The organism is Xanthobacter tagetidis (genome assembly GCF_003667445.1).
Lineage (GTDB): Bacteria > Pseudomonadota > Alphaproteobacteria > Rhizobiales > Xanthobacteraceae > Xanthobacter > Xanthobacter tagetidis.
In genome coordinates, this window is the sequence record NZ_RCTF01000004.1 from 102,712 (window position 1) to 119,280 (window position 16,569).

Annotated in this window: 14 protein-coding genes; 9 read left to right on the forward strand and 5 right to left on the reverse strand. The window is 69.6% G+C overall.

The features are described 5' to 3' along the window. The 4 genes from D9R14_RS06545 to ndk all read right to left on the reverse strand — a co-directional run bounded on the left by D9R14_RS06545 (window position 1) and on the right by ndk (window position 4,504). Entirely contained in the window at window positions 1–2,118 is a 2,118-nt protein-coding gene (locus tag D9R14_RS06545; RefSeq protein ID WP_121622517.1) for a molybdopterin-containing oxidoreductase family protein, read from the reverse strand. Window positions 2,119–2,194: 76 nt separating this feature from the next. Further along, window positions 2,195–2,941: a TerC family protein gene (locus D9R14_RS06550; RefSeq protein WP_121622518.1), complete on the reverse strand. Its 747-nt coding sequence runs from the start codon at window positions 2,939–2,941 to the stop codon at window positions 2,195–2,197. 168 nt (window positions 2,942–3,109) lie between these two features. Then, on the reverse strand, window positions 3,110–3,811 hold the full coding sequence (locus tag D9R14_RS06555) for a TerC family protein (RefSeq protein ID WP_121622519.1): 702 nt from the start codon (window positions 3,809–3,811) through the stop codon (window positions 3,110–3,112). A gap of 270 nt (window positions 3,812–4,081) precedes the next feature. Further along, window positions 4,082–4,504 (reverse strand): nucleoside-diphosphate kinase, encoded by a 423-nt coding sequence (gene ndk, locus D9R14_RS06560; RefSeq protein ID WP_121622520.1) that lies wholly within the window; start codon window positions 4,502–4,504, stop codon window positions 4,082–4,084. A 484-nt stretch (window positions 4,505–4,988) separates the two neighbouring features. Here ndk and rpmI point away from each other — a divergent pair, with 484 nt between their 5' ends. The 9 genes from rpmI (at window position 4,989) to D9R14_RS06605 (ending at window position 15,904) form a co-directional block, all read left to right on the forward strand. Then, window positions 4,989–5,189 carry a 50S ribosomal protein L35 gene (rpmI, locus tag D9R14_RS06565; RefSeq protein WP_121622521.1) on the forward strand — a complete coding sequence of 67 codons (201 nt, stop codon included), beginning with the start codon at window positions 4,989–4,991 and terminating at the stop codon, window positions 5,187–5,189. A 30-nt stretch (window positions 5,190–5,219) separates the two neighbouring features. Beyond that, on the forward strand, window positions 5,220–5,582 hold the full coding sequence (rplT, locus tag D9R14_RS06570) for a 50S ribosomal protein L20 (RefSeq protein ID WP_121622522.1): 363 nt from the start codon (window positions 5,220–5,222) through the stop codon (window positions 5,580–5,582). A 278-nt stretch (window positions 5,583–5,860) separates the two neighbouring features. Further along, window positions 5,861–6,970, forward strand: coding sequence for a phenylalanine--tRNA ligase subunit alpha (gene pheS, locus D9R14_RS06575; RefSeq protein ID WP_121622523.1), 1,110 nt, complete (start codon window positions 5,861–5,863; stop codon window positions 6,968–6,970). A 54-nt stretch (window positions 6,971–7,024) separates the two neighbouring features. Then, window positions 7,025–7,303 carry a hypothetical protein gene (locus D9R14_RS06580; protein ID WP_121622524.1) on the forward strand — a complete coding sequence of 93 codons (279 nt, stop codon included), beginning with the start codon at window positions 7,025–7,027 and terminating at the stop codon, window positions 7,301–7,303. Next, window positions 7,300–7,764, forward strand: a complete 465-nt coding sequence (locus D9R14_RS06585; RefSeq protein WP_121622525.1) for a hypothetical protein — start codon at window positions 7,300–7,302, stop codon at window positions 7,762–7,764. Before D9R14_RS06580 ends, D9R14_RS06585 begins: the two co-directional genes overlap by 4 nt. 32 nt (window positions 7,765–7,796) lie before the next feature. Beyond that, complete coding sequence (gene pheT, locus D9R14_RS06590) at window positions 7,797–10,211, forward strand: phenylalanine--tRNA ligase subunit beta (protein WP_121622526.1); 2,415 nt, start codon at window positions 7,797–7,799, stop codon at window positions 10,209–10,211. 550 nt (window positions 10,212–10,761) lie between these two features. Then, the gene (locus D9R14_RS06595; RefSeq protein ID WP_170168531.1) at window positions 10,762–11,412 is read left to right on the forward strand and encodes a TetR/AcrR family transcriptional regulator; all 651 of its coding nucleotides are present in this window, start codon (window positions 10,762–10,764) and stop codon (window positions 11,410–11,412) included. Window positions 11,413–11,552: 140 nt separating this feature from the next. Then, complete coding sequence (locus tag D9R14_RS06600) at window positions 11,553–12,773, forward strand: efflux RND transporter periplasmic adaptor subunit (protein ID WP_121622528.1); 1,221 nt, start codon at window positions 11,553–11,555, stop codon at window positions 12,771–12,773. After that, window positions 12,770–15,904 carry an efflux RND transporter permease subunit gene (locus tag D9R14_RS06605; protein WP_121622529.1) on the forward strand — a complete coding sequence of 1,045 codons (3,135 nt, stop codon included), beginning with the start codon at window positions 12,770–12,772 and terminating at the stop codon, window positions 15,902–15,904. The genes D9R14_RS06600 and D9R14_RS06605 overlap by 4 nt, the downstream gene beginning before the upstream one ends. Window positions 15,905–15,973: 69 nt before the next feature. On the opposite strand, the gene D9R14_RS06610 is transcribed toward D9R14_RS06605, so the two are convergent. Beyond that, window positions 15,974–16,549, reverse strand: a complete 576-nt coding sequence (locus D9R14_RS06610; protein WP_121622530.1) for an HdeD family acid-resistance protein — start codon at window positions 16,547–16,549, stop codon at window positions 15,974–15,976. Window positions 16,550–16,569: the final 20 nt, after the last annotated feature.

A 16,569-nucleotide genomic window follows, 5' to 3' on the forward strand; every position in this document is an offset into this window, starting at 1 on the left:
TCACGCCTTCGCGATGCGCACCCGGTTGTCGTGGAACGCCGCGCCGCCCACCGGCGCGACCGGATCGGCGCCGGTCAGCGTGTTGATGCCGCGCCCGCCGGCATGGGCGCGGTTGGGCTGGATCTGCTCCGACACCACCACGCCGCGCCGGAGCCCGTCGAACAGCCGCACCTTGAGCACCACCGCGCCGCGCGCGCTTTCCACCCGTGCGCCGTCGCCCGCCGCGAGGCCGAGGCCGGCCGCGTCGTCGGGATGGATCATCAGCGCCGGCGGCCCCTCGCGCTCGGCGGAGGTGGCGGTCTCGGTGAAGGTGGTGTTGAGGAACGAGCGCGCCGGCGCCGTCACCAGGCGGAACGGATAGTCCGCATTCGCCTCCTCGATCACCGCCCAGTGGTCCGGCAGCGCCGGCATCTCCTGCCACGGGCCGAACAGACCGGGCGCCGGGAGGCCGGTGGCGCTCCAGTCGGGCGCGAAGTGGAAGCGCTTGTCGCGGTGGCCGAAGCCGGTGAGGAAATGCGCCTCCTCGAACGGCGGCGCGATGTCGATGAAGCGCGCCGCCTCCAGTTCGTCGAGCGTGCCGCGGCGGGTCTCGCGCAGCGTCCAGTCGATGATCTCGCGCGCGCTCATGTCAAAGCCGGGATGCGCGGCGCCGAGCCGGGCGGCGAGCGCGCACACCACGTCGTGGTTGGAGCGGCATTCGCCCGGCGGCTCGACCAGCTTCGGCCCGAACTGGATGTGGGGGTGCCCGCCGGCCTGGTAGAGGTCGTCGTGCTCGGTGAACATGGTGGCCGGCAGCACCACGTCCGCCATGCGCGCGGTGTCGGTCATGAAGTGCTCGTGCACCGCCACGAACAGGTCCTCGCGGGCGAAGCCGGCGCGCACCTTGTCCTGCTCCGGCGCCACCGCCACCGGGTTGGTGTTCTGGATGAACAGCGCGTGCACCGGCGGCCCGCCGGCGAGCGCGTCCTCCTCGCCCACCAGGATCGGGCCGATGCGCGACTGGTCGAGCGCCCGCGTCCGGGGGTCGCGCAGATCGAGGCCCTCGATCATCCGCTTGTGCCAGCCATAGATGCCGGAGAGCGAGTGCGCGGCGCCGCCGCCCACATGCTGCCAGGCGCCCGACACCACCGGGATGGAGGCCACCGAATGCATGGCCACCGCCCCGTTGCGCGAGCGCGTGAAGCCGTAGCCGATGCGGAAATAGGCGCGCGGCACGGTGCCGACGAGGCGCGCATAGGCCTCGATCTCCTCCGCCGGAAGGCCGGTGATTGCGGCCGCCCACTGGGGCGAGCGGGTGGAAAGGTGGGCCTCCAGTTCGTCCGCGTCGCGGGCGAAGCGGGCAAGATAGTCCCGGTCGGCGAGGTCGTCGCGGAACAGCACGTGCATCACCGCGCAGGCGAGCGCGCCGTCGGTGCCGGGGCGGATCAGCAGCGGGATGTCCGCCTGCTCCATGGTGGGGGTGCGATAGACGTCGACCACCGCGATCTTCGCCCCGCGCGCTTTGCGCGCCTGCACCGCATGGGTCATCACGTTGACCTGGGTGGAGACGGCGTTGGTGCCCCACAGGGTCACGAGGTCGGACTGCGCCATCTCCCGCGGGTCGGCGCCGGAGAGCCGCCCCGCGCCGGCGAGGTAGCCGCTCCAGGCCGGGTTGACGCAGATGGAGGAGAAGAAGCGGGAGTATTTCTTGGCGTGGGTCAGCCGGTTGATGCCGTCGCGCATCACGAGGCCCATGGTGCCGGCATAATAATAGGGCCACACCGCCTCGGCGCCGTGGCGCCGCTCGGCGTCCGCGAGGCCGTCCGCCACCCGGTCGAGCGCCTCGTCCCAGGAGACCGGGGCGAACTGGCCCGAGCCCTTGGGGCCGGTGCGGACCAGCGGCCGGGTCAGCCGGTCGGGATGGTGCGCCCGCTCGGCATAGCGCGCCACCTTCGCGCAGATGACCCCGGCCGTGTAGCTGTGGTCCCTGGCGCCGCGCACCCGGCCGATGCGGCCGTCGGCGCCCACCTCCACCTCCAGGGCGCAGGTGGAGGGGCAGTCATGGGGGCAGACGGAGGCGCGGACCTTGACGTCCGTGCGCGGCAGCTGCGGGCTGAGCGGGGCGACGTGGGTGTTCATGGCCCGAACTTAAAGGGGGCGACGGATGCCGTCGCCCCCTTTTCACTGGTTCCTGCGATCGGCGGTCAGCGCGCCGTCAGGCGTGGTGCTCGGCCTTCTCGGCGCTGCGCCGGCCGCGCAGCACGTAGCCGATGGCGAGCACCACCAGGGCGCCGATCACGCTGGCGACGTAATGGGGCATCGCCGCGGTCTTGATGCCGATGGGCGAGTCCGCATCGGGCACCACGAAGGCGGGGTTGAACTGCTGGAGGTACTGCAGCGACACCACGTCGCCCACCAGCATCTCTCCCGCGATCCAGCCGAGCAGCGCCGCGCCGGCCCAGATGAGCGCCGGGAAGCGGGTGAGCAGCGACAGCACGAGCTGCGAGCCGAAGATGATGAGCGGGATGGTCAGCAGCAGGCCGAACACGAACAGCTCCCAGTGCCCGCGCGCGGCCGCGGCGATCGCCACCACATTGTCGAGGCTCATGACCGCATCGGCGATGGCGATGGTGCGCACCGCCTTCCACAGGCTGTCGGACGATTCGACGTGGTGCGCCTCGCCCTCATTGTCGGTGATGAGCTTGACCGCGATCCACAGCAGGAGCAGGCCGCCGACCACCTTCAGGAACGGGATCCCGAGCAGGTAGGACACCATCAGCGCGAAGATGATGCGCAGGCCGACCGCCGCGCCGGCGCCGAGCAGGATGCCCCATTTGCGCTGATTGGGCGGCAGCGAGCGGCAGGCGAGCGCGATCACCACCGCGTTGTCGCCCGACAACAGAAGATCGATCCAGATGATCTGAAGCAGCGAGACCCAGAAGGTCGGTGAAGCAAAGTCCATCGTCTACCCCTGCTGCGTGGTTTGGCTTTTTCGTTGTGCGGGCCTTGTTGCCCTAACGTCATATTTCCTAAGGTAAAATTTACCCTAGGTCATGTCGATGGCAAGAAAAAAGGGGGCGATGGGCGCCCCCTTTCGTGCCCCGCTCGCGCTTGCGGCGGGGCTGCCGGGTCAGTGGCCGCCGGCCACCTCCGCGTGGCGCGCCTTCCATCGGCGCATGCCGAAGGCGATCACCAGCACCAGCGCCGCACCGACCGCCGGCGCGACATAATGCAGGTTCTCCACCAGTTCGTGGCTGACGCGCTCGGTGATGGCCGGATCGCCCAGCAGCATCTCGCCGGCGACCCAGCCGAGCAGGCCCGCGCCGGCCCACACCAGGATCGGGAAGCGGTCGAGCAGGGCCATGACGATGGACGAGCCGGCGATGATGAGCGGGATCGAGATGGCGAGGCCGAACACCAGGAGATACCAGTTGTCCTTGGCGATGGCCGCCACCGCGACCACGTTGTCGAGGCTCATGACGATGTCGGCGAGGGCGACGGTGCCGACCGCCTTCCACAGGCTGTCGCTGGCCTCCACCGCCTCGTCATTGCCTTCGCTCGGCACCGCGAGGTCCACCGCGATCCACATGAGCGCCAGCGAGCCCACGAGCTTCAGCCAGGGCAGGCCCAGAAGCGTGGCGACGATGCCGGTGAAGAGAATGCGCAGGGCCACCGCGACGCCGGCGCCGAGGATGATGCCCCACTTGCGGGCCTTCTCGGGCAGCGAGCGGCACGCCATGGCGATGACCACGGCGTTGTCGCCGGACAGCAGGATGTTGATCCAGATGATCTGCAGCAGCGCGAGCCACAGGACCGGCGAGTCGAGCGACATGGTTTCCACCCCGTTGGGAAGGCTCGGCTTGAGAGCCCGATATTGGAGAGCCTGGTATTTGGCGTCTGGTGCGCCGTATTCTGAATTTCGGCGCTCGGACGTTACCCAAAGGGACAGGCCGTCTCAACCAAAACTGGACTTCGCGGTGCGCAAATTCAGTTGCGCACTGCACAAATGCGCCGCAGCCGGGCCGCGGCGCATGCATCGGGCGCGGACGCGACAGTATCGGGATGCGCAGGCGCGCCCCCGAAACTGTCGCTTGACGCTACGTCAGCCGACGATCTCGTTGCCGGCGAAGAACTGGGCGATCTCCACCTTGGCATTGTCGACGCTGTCGGAGCCGTGGGCGGAATTCGCCTCGATGGATTCCGCGAACAGCTTGCGGATGGTGCCCTCGGCGGCGTTCGCCGGGTTGGTGGCGCCCATCACGTCGCGATACTTGGCCACCGCGTCCTCGCCTTCGAGCACCTGCACCACCACCGGGCCGGAGGTCATGAAGGCGACCAGGTCGCCGAAGAACGGGCGCTCCTTGTGCACGGCATAGAAGGTCTCGGCCTGGGCCTTGGTCATCAGCACGCGCTTCTGCGCGACGATGCGCAGGCCGGCCTTTTCGATCACCGCATTCACGGCACCGGTGAGGTTGCGACGCGTGGCGTCGGGCTTGATGATCGAGAAGGTGCGCTCGATCGCCATAGGGGACCGTCCTGTCTGTTGCTTGGATAAGGAAACCGCGCAGGCGCGCGGGATGGCGGCTCTTAGCAGCCGCCGCCGCGAGGGGCAAGCCAAGCCCGCCCGTCCCCCGGCCGACAGCAACGGACCCTCAGCGCAGAGGAAGGAGAGCCGGGGCCCAGCGCAAGGGGTACGCCGAAGGCGGCTTTATAGTCTGGTAGCGGCAGAGGCATTGCCTGCTGTCGCAGGACTTTTGCGCTGGGTCCCGGCTCGGCGCTCCGGCTGCGCCGTCGCTTGGCCGGGAAACGGGGGGCTGCGCCGTCGCTGGGCCGGGAAACGGCTGGGCAGTGGCTGGGGCCTTGCCTTTCGGCCTCGGCTCCTGTAACGACTGCCGCCTTCGAGAGAGCCGGCCAATCGGGCTGCCGCGCCTTCTCATACCGCTCAACAGCAACAAGAGGCTGGGGGTCGGCGCCGCAAGGCGACCTTGACCCGTGCCACGGAGAGCCAAATGCCCAAGATGAAGACCAAGTCGGGAGCGAAGAAACGCTTCCGCCTCACGGGTACGGGAAAAGTGATCGCCGGCCAGGCGGGCAAGCGCCATGGCATGATCAAGCGGACCAACAACCAGATCCGCAACCAGCGCGGCACGACCATCCTCGCCGAGTGCGACGGGCGGGTCATCCGCAAGTCGTTCCTGCCGAACGGCTGACGCCGCACCGCGATCTGAAGGAGCTTTTCCATGGCCCGCGTGAAACGTGGCGTTACTTCCCACGCCAAGCACAAGAAGGTCTTCAAAGCCGCCAAGGGCTTTTACGGCCGCCGCAAGAACACCATCCGCGCTGCGAAGTCGGCCGTCGAACGGTCGATGCAGTATGCCTACCGCGATCGCAAGGTGAAGAAGCGCAACTTCCGCGCGCTCTGGATCCAGCGCATCAATGCCGGCGTGCGCGCGCTCGATCTGGACCTGACCTATTCGCGATTTATCGACGGTCTCGGCAAGGCCGGGATCGAGGTCGACCGCAAGGTGCTCTCGGACATCGCCATCCACGAGCCCGACGCGTTCAAGGCCCTGGTGGAGAAGGCCAAGGCAGCTCTCGCCTGAGAGCGGCCGAGGCCGTACGGCTGTGCCCACCGGGCGCGGCCGCTTCCCTCCCGTCTTTTCCGAGACCCCATCAGCCCCGACGGCTTGCCGTGCGGGGCTTTTGCCTTTCGGGGGCCCGCGTCTATAAGCGGCGCCGAAACACCACGTGTCGTCATGGCCGGGCCTGCCCCGGCCATCCACGCGATCCGGGCGCCGCGCTGGCGGTTCGGCGTGGATCCCCAGGCCAAGCCCGGGGATGACGGCTTCTTTCAGCCGGCTGGAATCCGAAGGCTTCGACCATGTCCGACCTCGTCCTGACCGACCACCCCGCCCTCGACGCCCTGGAGCGCGAGATCGCGAGCGCCATCCTCGCGAGCGCCGACGAGGCGGCCCTGGAGCAGGTGCGCATCTCCGCGCTCGGCAAGAAGGGCTCGGTGTCGGAACTCCTGAAGTCGCTCGGCGCCATGAGCCCGGACGAGCGCAAGGTGATGGGTCCCGCCATCAACGGCCTGCGCGACCGCATCCAGGGGCTCATGGCCGCGCGCCGCGAGACGCTGAAGGCGGCAGCGCTGGAAGCCCGCCTCGCCACGGAGAAGGTGGACGTGACGCTGCCGGTGCGCGAGGCGCCCGCCGAGATCGGCCGCGTGCACCCCATCTCGCAGGTGATGGAGGAACTGACCGCCATCTTCGCCGACATGGGCTTCTCGGTGGCGGAAGGCCCCGACATCGAGGACGACTTCCACAATTTCACCGCGCTGAACTTCCCCGCCGGCCACCCGGCTCGGGAGATGCACGACACCTTCTTCCTGCCCCCCGGCGCGGACGGCGAGCGCAAGGTGCTGCGCACCCACACCTCGCCGGTGCAGGTGCGCACCATGCAGGCGAAGAAGCCGCCGATCCGCGTCATCTGCCCCGGCCGCACCTATCGCTGCGATTCGGACCAGACCCACACGCCCATGTTCCATCAGGTGGAGGGGCTGGTGATCGACAGACACGCTCATCTCGGCCACCTGAAGTGGATTCTCGAAGAGTTCTGCAAGTCCTTCTTCGAGGTGGAGGGCGTGAAGATGCGCTTCCGCCCCTCCTTCTTCCCCTTCACCGAGCCCTCGATGGAAGTGGACATCCAGTGCGACCGCTCCCGCCCCGGCGAGATCCGCTTCGGCGAGGGCAATGACTGGCTGGAGATCCTCGGCTGCGGGATGGTGCATCCCAACGTGCTGAGGAATTGCGGGATCGACCCGGACGAGTACCAGGGCTTCGCCTGGGGCATGGGCATCGACCGCATCGCCATGCTCAAGTACGGCATGAGCGACCTGCGCGCCTTCTTCGAGGCCGACGTGCGCTGGCTCTCCCACTACGGCTTCCGCCCGCTGGATTTCCCGACGCTGGCGGGGGGCCTGAGCGCGTAGCGGCGATGGCGCGCGGTTGATGACGCGCTATATTGCGATCAAGGAGCGATCACCATGCTCGGCGATGCGGAACTGAAGCAGCTCATCGGCCCGATCCTGCGCAAGCAGCTTGCGCGCTCCGGCTTCGAGAGCTTCGATCTTGAAACGGGCGAGGATCACGACGGCGATCCCGCGCTGTTCATCATCGCGCATTTCGGGGCATCGCGGGAGATCGACGCTTCGGCGGTGATCGAGAGCACCAGCCGGATTCGCGAGCGCCTGCGGGAGAAGGGGGATCCCCGCCTTCCCTATCTGCGCTTCGGCGCGCAGCTGCGTCGCGAGACGGTCAATTGAACCCCTCCGAGCTGCTCGACGTGGCCGTCTCGCTTGCCGAGCATCCCGCACGGGGAAAGCTGAAGCAGGTCTACCGCCGGCGCGCCATCAGCACCGCCTATTATGCGCTATTCCACCGCCTGGCCGGCATGTGCGCCGACACGCTCGTCGGCGCACGCAAATCGGAAACGCCGGCCTGGCAGCGAACCTATCGCGCCTTGGAACATGGATTTGCAAAGTCCGCTTTGCTGGAACTGGCCCGCCGGTCCAATGACGATGCCGTCACGCTGCTCAGCGAGGTCTTTGTCGCCCTGCAGCAGTTTCGGCACGACGCGGACTACGATCCTCACGGCGCCTACGAAGACGGCGCCAGCGGGTCCTGCATCAAAATGGCCCGGCTCGGAATCGATGCGGTCTCGGGCCTTCCGCCCGAAGTGAAATTGGAAATCGCCACCAGCCTCATCCTGCGCTCCCGCCGCTGAGGACACCTCCCCTCGAACACAGTCAGTGGACGATGAAATTCACCTACTCCTGGCTTAAGGATCACCTCGAGCCCACCGCCAGCTTCGACCAGATCGTGGAGCGCCTCTCCCTCATCGGCCTGGAGGTCGAGGGCGTCGAGGACAAGGCGAAGCAGCTTGCGCCCTTCGTGGTGGGCGAGGTGCTGACTGCGCAGAAGCATCCCAACGCGGACAAGCTCAAGGTCTGCACCGTCTCCATCGGCAAGGGCGATCCCATCCAGGTGGTGTGCGGCGCGCCGAACGCGCGCGCCGGCCTCAAGACCGTGTTTGCCGCCCCCGGCACGGTCATCCCCGCCACCGGCACCGAGCTGAAGATCGGCAAGATCCGCGACGTGGAGAGCCGCGGCATGCTGTGCTCGGCGCGCGAGATGGGCCTGTCCGAGGAACATGAGGGCATCATCGAGCTGCCGGAAGACGCGCCCGTGGGCGCGCCGTTCGCCGAGGTGCTGGGGCTGAACGATCCGGTGATCGAGATCGCCGTCACGCCGAACCGCGCCGACTGCCTCGGCGTCTCCGGCGTCGCCCGCGACCTCGCCGCCGCCGGCCTCGGCGAGCTGATGGCGCCGCGGGTGAAGCCCGTCGAAGGCACCTTCCCCGCCCCGCTGAAGGTGACGCTGGAGTTCGGCGACACGCCGTCCCTCTGCCCGGCCTTCGCGCTGCGCGTGGTGAAGGGCGTGAAGAACGGCCCCTCCCCCCAATGGCTGCAGGATCGCCTGCGCGCCATCGGCCTGCGCCCCATCAACGCGCTGGTGGACGTCACAAACTTCATGACCTTCGACCGCAACCGCCCGCTCCACGTCTTCGACCTGAAGAAGGTCGCGGGCGACCTGGTGGTGCGCCGCGCGAAGACGGGCGAGACGCTGCTGGCGCTCGACGGCAAGACCTACACGCTCGACGAGAGCATGTGCGTGATCGCTGACGAGAAGGGCGTCGAGAGCCTCGCCGGCATCATGGGCGGCGAGGAGAGCGGCTGCGACGCGGCGACCGTCGACGTGGTGATCGAGAGCGCGCTCTGGGAGCCCATCAACATCGCCCAGACCGGGCGCAGGCTCGGCATCAATTCCGACGCCCGCTTCCGCTTCGAGCGGGGCATCGACCCCGCCTTCACGTTGCCGGGGCTGGACCTTGCCACCCACCTGATCCTGGAGATGTGCGGCGGCGAGCCGTCGCAGGTCGTGCTCGCCGGCGCGATCCCGGATACCGCCCGCACCATCGCCTTCCCGCTCGCCGAGGTGAAGCGCCTCTCCGGTCTCGACGCCTCGGAAGCGGAAATCCGCGACGTGCTGGAAAAGCTCGGCTTCGCGGTCTCCGGTTCGACGCCGGTGCTCGACGTGGTGCCGCCCTCCTGGCGCGGCGACATCGAGGGCAAGGCGGACCTGGTGGAGGAAGTGGTGCGCATCCTCGGCCTGGAGCGGGTGCCCGCGACCGAGTTCCCGCGCGACGCCGATGCCCGGAAGCCGGTCCTGACCGCGCTCCAGCTGCGCACCCGCAAGGCGCGGCGCGCGCTCGCCGCACGCGGCCTCGTGGAGGCGGTCACCTGGTCGTTCGTCTCCAAGGGCGCGGCCGAGGCGTTCGGCGGCGGCAAGCCGGAGCTGGCGCTCTCCAACCCGATCGCCGCCGATCTCTCCGACATGCGCCCGAGCCTGCTGCCGGGCCTGATCCGCGCGGCCCAGGCTAACGCCGACCGCGGCTTTGCCGATGTGGCGCTGTTCGAGGTGGGCCAGGTGTTCCTCGGCGACGGGCCGGGCGACCAGCGCCAGTCCGCCTCCGGCATCCGCCGCGGCACCGCCAAGCCCGGCGGCGCCGGCCGCTTCTGGGCCGGGGCGGCGGGCGCGGTGGACGCGTTCGACGCCAAGGCCGACGCCTTCGCCGCGCTCGCCGCCTGCGGCGCGCCGGTGGCGAACCTCCAGGTCACGGCGGATGCGCCGTCCTGGTACCATCCCGGCCGCTCGGGCACGCTGCGCCTCGGCTCCAACGCTTTTGCCCATTTCGGCGAGGTGCATCCGGCGGTGCTGGAGGCGCTCGACGTCACCGGCCCGCTGGTGGCGTTCGAGATCACGCTCGACAAGATCCCCGAGCCCAAGGCCAAGGCGACCCGCGTCAAGCCTCCGCTGGAGCTGTCCGCATTCCAGCCGGTCAGGCGCGACTTCGCCTTCCTGGTGGGCCGCGAGGTGGCCGCCGCCGACATCCTGAAGGCGGCGCAGGGGGTGGACAGGAAGCTCGTGACCGGGGTCGGCGTGTTCGACCTCTACGAGGGCAAGGGCATCGAGGCGGACAAGAAGTCGGTCGCCATCGAGGTCACGCTCCAGCCGCGCGAGCGCACGCTCACCGACGAGGAGATCGATCAGGTGGCGGGCCGGATCGTCGCCGAGGTGGCGAAGAAGACCGGCGCCGTCCTGCGCGCCTGAGCCGTTCCCCGGCCCAGCGACAGCGAAGCTGGAGCGCCGAGCCGGGGTCCAGGAGAAAATCCCGCGCAGCGGGCAATGCCTGAGAGCGCCGGGCACATGCCCAAAGCCCCAAAGGTGAAGCGCCTGCGGCGGCCTCTTGCGCTGGGCCCCGGCTCTCCTTCCACGGCGCTGCGCGCCGTTGCAGTCGGCCGGGGCGCGAGGGTGGTTCCCTCGCCAAGCGGCTGGGCAAGCCACGCGCCGCAAATCGACTCCCGCGACAGCGAAGCTGGAGCCGTTCCCCGGCCCAGCGACGGCGCAGCCGGAGCGCCGAGCCGGGGTCCAGGGGAAAATCCCGCGCAGCGGACAATGCCTGAGAGCGCCGGGCACATGCCCGAAGCCCCAAAGGTGAAACGCCTGCGGCGGCCTCTTGCGCTGGGCCCCGGCTCTCCTTCCGCTGACGCTCCCGTCGGCCGCGGCGCAAGGGCGTGCCGCTCCAAGAGGGGTGCTTGCCATGTGACTTCTGATGATTTATGAAATTCGTCAGAATTTGAATCCGAAGGGGCATCCGGCAGTGAACGTGCGTGGCAAGGAGACGGCGGACGAGACCCGCGAGCGGATCGCGCAGGTGGCGGAAGAGCTGTTCCGCCGCATGGGCTTCGCGAAGACGGCGGTGGCCGATATCGCCGCCGAGCTCGGCATGTCGCCGGCGAATGTCTACCGCTTCTTCCCTTCCAAGACCGCCATCGTCGAGGCCATCTGCCAGAAGTGCCTCACCGAGAGCGAGGTCGAGGTGGCCCAGGCGGCCACGGGTCCCGGGACGCCGCAGGACCGCATCGTCGCCGCCTATGCCTCCATCCTCGCCTATCACAAGGCGAACTTCCTGGCCGAGCGGCGCGTGCACGACATGGTGCAGGTCGCCATCGAGCACAATTGGCAGAACATCGAGGCCCACAAGGCGCGCATCGCCGCCATGGTGGCCGGCGTGCTGGCCGAGGGCATGGAGAGCGGCACCTTCGTGCCGCACGTTCCGGCGCAGGTGTCCGCCATCCTGCTCGGTGCGTGCGTGCGCTTCTGCCACCCGGTGCTGATCGCCCAGAACATCGACGAGGATCTCGAAGGCCAGCTCGACGCCACGGTGCGCTTCATCCTGCGCGCGGTGGAGGCCGAGCGCGCGCCGCTGGCGGCCCCCGCACGGACTGCGCCGGCGCGCAAAGGCGGCTGAGGCGCCGGGCCGCGCCTCTCGGCCCCGTTCAGGAACAAGGCGGAACGCGGCGGCCCTGCGGCCTTTCTCGTTCTGAAAATGACGATCGAAGATTTTTGTCAGTTTTGAATCATAACCCTTCAGACGTCAGGACGCTCGCCATGAGAGACCCCGTCGACCTGGATCTGCCCCACCCGGACATGCCCCATCCGGACATGGCCCTCGCCGGCCCGGCCGACCTCGCCTGCGCCGGCCTGCGCATTGCCGCCGGCACGGCCGCGCTGATCGGCCTTGTCTTCCTCGCCGGTTGCGGCGAGAGCGCGCCGGCCCAGACCGAGGGGCCGCGCGCCCGCCCGGTGCAGGTGGTCACCGTCGCCCTTGCCCCGCGCGAGGCGGAGAAGCGCTTCGTCGGCGTGGTGCGGGCGCGGCGCGAGATCGACCTCGCCTTCCGCGTCGCCGGCAAGGTCACGCAGCGCCTCGTCGGAATCGGCGACCGCGTGGAGCCGGGAACGGTGGTGGCGCGGATCGATCCGGACGACCTGAAGCTCGAACTCCAGAGCGCCGAGGCCGAGTTCGCCGCCGCCAAGGCCAACCTCTCCCAGAATGCGGCGGAGGATGAGCGGGCGCGCTCGCTCACCGCCAAGGGCTTCGCCTCCGCCGCCGAGCTCGACCGCAAGGCGCTCGCCAAGGAGGAGGCCGTCGGCCGCCTGGAGCGCGCCCGGCGTTCGCTGGAGCTGGCGCAGAACCGGCTGTCCTACGCCGATCTCGTCGCCGACCAGGCGGGCGTCGTCATCGCCACCGCAGCCGAGCCGGGCCAGGTGGTCTCCACCGGCCAGACCATCGTGCGGGTGGCGCGGCTCGACGAGAAGGAGGCGCTGGTGGCGCTCCCCGAGATCGACCTCGCCGATGCGCGCACCGCCCCCGCCTCCATGGAATTGTGGGCCGCGCCCGGCAAGGCCTATGCGGTGAAGCTGCGCGAGCTGTCGCCCCAGGCGGACGCCACCTCGCGCACCTATCCGGCGCGCTTCACCATCGCCGATCCCGACGCGGCGGTGGCGCTGGGCATGACCGCATCCGTCACGCTGCACCCGAAGGATCAGGCGAAGGTTGCGCGCCTGCCGCTCTCCGCCGTCATCGACAAGGGACACGGCCCGCTGGTCTATGTGGTGGAGCCGGGAACCGCGACGCTCGCCGCGCGGCCGGTGAAGATCGCCGCCTATACCGATGCCCAGGCGATCATCGCCGCCGGCCTCAACGAGGGCGACCAGGTGGTGACGCTCGGCGTGCAGACCCTGGAGGCGGGCCTGGCGGTGCGCACCGTGCCGGCCAAGGCGCAGGCCCAGGTCGCCGCGGCGGCGCCCGCAGTCGGCACGCGGCCATGAGCCCGCACGCCCCCGCGCCGGAGCCCGCGCCTGAGGAAGCCGGCGGCTTCAACCTCTCGCGCTGGGCCATCACCCACCGCGCCCTGACCCTGTTCGCGATCCTGCTGCTCGCCGCCTCGGGGCTCTACTCCTACCTCAATCTCGGCCGCGCCGAGGACCCGTCCTTCACCATCAAGGTGATGGTGATCTCCGCCGCCTGGCCCGGCGCCACCGCCTCCGAGATGCAGGCGCAGGTGGCCGACCCGATCGAGAAGAAGCTCCAGGCGCTGCCCCACCTCGACCGGGTGGAGAGCTATTCGCGCCCCGGCGTCTCCTTCGTGCAGGTGTTCCTCGCCGACAGCACGCCCGCCCGCGAGGTGAAGGACCTCTGGTACCAGGTGCGCAAGAAGGTCGGCGACATCAAGGGCGACCTGCCGCTCGGCGTGATCGGCCCCGGCTTCGACGACGAATATGGCGACGTCTATTCCAACCTCTACATGCTGAGCGGCAAGGGCGCGTCGCCGGCCGAACTGAAGCGCCAGGCGGAGGAGATCCGCCAGCGGCTCTTGCGCGTGCCCGGCGTCGAGAAGGTGGATCTCGTGGGCGAGCGGCCCGAGCGCATCTTCATCGAGTTCTCCCACGCCCGCCTCGCCACCCTCGGCATCACGCCGCAGCAGATCTTCGACAGCGTGGCGCGCCAGAACGCGGTGGTGGCCGGCGGCGCCATCGACACCCGCGCCGACCGCATCAACCTGCGCCTCACCGGCGCGTTCTCCGGCGAGAAGGCGGTGGCCGAGGTGCCGGTGAATGCCGGCGGCGCGCTGCTCCGCCTCGGCGACATCGCCACCATCCACCGCGCCTACGAGGACCCGCCCTCCTTCCTGGTGCGCCAGAACGGCGAGGGCGCGCTCGGCATCGGCGTTTCCATGGCGGCCGGGCAGAACATCATCACCTGGGGCAAGGCGGTGAAGGCCGCCATGGACGAGGCCATGAGCGAGCTGCCGGTGGGCATCGACGTGGTGCAGGTGGCGGACCAGCCGCACATCGTCGGCGAATCCGTGGGCGAGTTCCTGAGGACCTTCGCCGAGGCGCTGGTGATCGTGCTGGCGGTGAGCCTGCTCTCGCTGGGCTTCCGCACCGGCATCGTCGTCGCGCTCTCGGTGCCGCTGGTGCTCGCCATCGTGTTCCTGGTGATGTTCGCCTCCGGCATGGACCTGCACCGCATCACGCTCGGCGCGCTCATCATCGCCCTCGGCCTTCTGGTGGACGACGCGATCATCGCCATCGAGATGATGGTGGTGAAGATGGAAGAGGGCTGGGACCGCGCCCGCGCCGCCACCTTCGCCTGGACCTCCACCGCTTTTCCCATGCTCACCGGCACGCTGGTGACGGCGGCGGGCTTCCTGCCGGTGGGGTTCGCGAAGTCCTCCTCCGGCGAATATGCCGGCGGCATCTTCTGGGTGGTGGGCATCGCGCTGGTGGCGTCGTGGTTCGTGGCGGTGATCTTCACGCCCTATCTCGGCTTCATGCTGCTGCCGCAGATGAAGAAGACGGGCGCGCACGGCGCCCACGCCATGCATGACGGGCGGCTCTACCGCCTGCTTCGGCGGGTGCTGGAGGCCTGCCTCAGGCACCGCTTCCTGGTGATCGGCACCACGTTCGGCCTGTTCGCGCTCTCGGTCGCGGGCTTCGGCTTCGTGCAGCAGCAGTTCTTCCCCACCTCCACCCGGCCCGAGCTGTTCCTGGAGATGCGCCTGCCGGAGGGCACCTCCATCACCGCCACCGAGGCCACCGCCCGCAAGGCCGAGGCGCTCATCAAGGGCGATGGCGACATCGCCACCGCCACCACCTATGTGGGCCGCGGGACGCCGCGCTTCTGGCTCGGCCTCAACCCGGTGCTGCCCAACCCGAACTTCGCGCAGATCGTGATCGTCGCGAAGGACATCGCGGCGCGCGAGCGGCTGAAGGCGCGGCTCGACGCGGCGGTGGCGGACGGCGCCCTGCCCGAGGCGCGGGTGCGCGTCGACCGCTTCGTGTTCGGCCCGCCGGTGGGCTTCCCGGTGCAGTTCCGCATCGCCGGGCCGGATCCCCTCGTGGTGCGCGACATCGCCGAGAAGGTGCGCCAGGTGATGGCGCAGGATCCCGCCGTCATCGATCCCCACCTCAATTGGGGCGAGCAGGTGAAGTCGATCACCCTGGCGGTGGACCAGGACCGCGCGCGGGCCATCGGCACCACGCCGCGCGACATCGCCGAGACCCTGCAGACGCTGCTCTCCGGCTACACCGTGACGCAGCACCGCGAGGGCAACCTGCTGATCGACGTGGTGGCGCGCGCGGTGCCGGAGGAGCGGGTGGACCTGGAACGCATCGCGGCGCTCACGGTGGCGGGCGGCAACGGCACGCCGGTGCCCCTCGCCCAGGTGGCGCGCATCGCCTATGCGCATGAGGAGCCGATCCTGTGGCGGCGTGACCGCGACATCGTGCTGACCGCCCGCGCCGACGTGAAGGACGGCGTGCAGCCGCCCGACGTCACCACCCGCATCCTGCCGCGCCTCGCGCCGCTCAAGGCCGGGCTGCCGGCGGGCTACCGCATCGAGACCGGCGGCTCCATCGAGGAGAGCGCCAAGGCCAATGCCTCGCTCGCCGCGGTGTTCCCGGTGATGATCATCGTCATGCTGACGCTGCTGATGATCCAGGTGCAGAGCTTCTCGCGGCTCGGCCTCGTGCTCGCCACCGCGCCGCTCGGCCTGATCGGCGCCACGGCCGCGCTCCTGATCGCGCACCGCCCGTTCGGCTTCGTGGCGCTGCTCGGCTTGATCGCGCTCGCCGGCATGATCATGCGCAACACGGTGATCCTGGTGGACCAGATCGACCACGACATCGCCGAGGGCCACGCACCGCACCGCGCCATCGTCGACGCCACGCTGCGCCGGGCACGGCCGGTGGTGCTGACCGCGCTCGCCGCGGTGCTGGGCATGATCCCGCTGGCGGGGAGCGTGTTCTGGGGGCCGATGGCGGTCACCATTATGGGCGGCCTGCTGGTGGCGACCGCGCTCACCCTGCTGGTGGTGCCGGCGCTCTATGCCGCCTTCTTCCGGGTGGACGTGCGCCAGCCGGTGGAGCCGGAGGCGCTGCCGGCGCCGGCAGAATGACGCCGGTGCCCTCCCCCGCGCGGGGGAGGGCTGAGAGCGGACGCCTTCGGCCTGCGTAAAGGGCGCCGCTCAGGCCTTCTTGCCGCGCAGCGCGAGGCCGAACATGGCGGTGGTGACGCCGTTCACGATCAAGTCGATGCCGAGGAACAGGCCGAGGATGTAGAGCGAGTTCACCGGCCAGCGGGCGATGATGATGAGGCCCAGCACCAGCGTGATGAGGCCGGCGAAGACGATCCAGCCCCAGCCGGCGGCCGGGCGGGTGCCGAAGCCGGCGGCGATGCGGAACGCGCCTTCCACCGCCAGCGCGACGCCGACCATCAGGGTCAGCACGCCGGCGCCGAGCAGCGGGTTGTACATCATGAGCGCGCCAGCGACGACGTAGAGCACGCCGGCCAGCAGCCAGAAGAAGAAGCGGCCCCAGCCCTTGACGCGGAAGGCGTGGATCACCTGCACCACGCCACCCACCACGATCAGCGCGCCCACATAGAGCACCGTGACCAGGGTGGAGGCGAGCACGTGTCCGAGCGCGACGAAGCCGAGAATCGCGAACGCGACGCCGAGGGCGACGAACCAGCCCCAGCTGGCGCGGATGGATTGCAGCCCGTCGATGGCGGCGGCGGAGGGGGCAGAAGCAGGCATGGTCATGGACCGTCTCCAAGCGCGCC

Excerpts from the sequence above, each read along its gene's own strand:
- D9R14_RS06545 (WP_121622517.1), bottom strand. The coding sequence starts at position 2,118 with ATGAACACCCACGTCGCCCCGCTCAGCCCGCAGCTGCCGCGCACGGAC.
- D9R14_RS06580 (WP_121622524.1), top strand. The coding sequence starts at position 7,025 with ATGCTCGGCGATGCGGAACTGAAGCAGCTCATCGGCCCGATCCTGCGC.
- rplT (WP_121622522.1), top strand. The coding sequence starts at position 5,220 with ATGGCCCGCGTGAAACGTGGCGTTACTTCCCACGCCAAGCACAAGAAG.
- ndk (WP_121622520.1), bottom strand. The coding sequence starts at position 4,504 with ATGGCGATCGAGCGCACCTTCTCGATCATCAAGCCCGACGCCACGCGT.
- D9R14_RS06610 (WP_121622530.1), bottom strand. The coding sequence starts at position 16,549 with ATGACCATGCCTGCTTCTGCCCCCTCCGCCGCCGCCATCGACGGGCTG.
- D9R14_RS06550 (WP_121622518.1), bottom strand. The coding sequence starts at position 2,941 with ATGGACTTTGCTTCACCGACCTTCTGGGTCTCGCTGCTTCAGATCATC.
- D9R14_RS06605 (WP_121622529.1), top strand. The coding sequence starts at position 12,770 with ATGAGCCCGCACGCCCCCGCGCCGGAGCCCGCGCCTGAGGAAGCCGGC.
- D9R14_RS06600 (WP_121622528.1), top strand. The coding sequence starts at position 11,553 with ATGAGAGACCCCGTCGACCTGGATCTGCCCCACCCGGACATGCCCCAT.
- pheS (WP_121622523.1), top strand. The coding sequence starts at position 5,861 with ATGTCCGACCTCGTCCTGACCGACCACCCCGCCCTCGACGCCCTGGAG.
- rpmI (WP_121622521.1), top strand. The coding sequence starts at position 4,989 with ATGCCCAAGATGAAGACCAAGTCGGGAGCGAAGAAACGCTTCCGCCTC.
- pheT (WP_121622526.1), top strand. The coding sequence starts at position 7,797 with ATGAAATTCACCTACTCCTGGCTTAAGGATCACCTCGAGCCCACCGCC.
- D9R14_RS06555 (WP_121622519.1), bottom strand. The coding sequence starts at position 3,811 with ATGTCGCTCGACTCGCCGGTCCTGTGGCTCGCGCTGCTGCAGATCATC.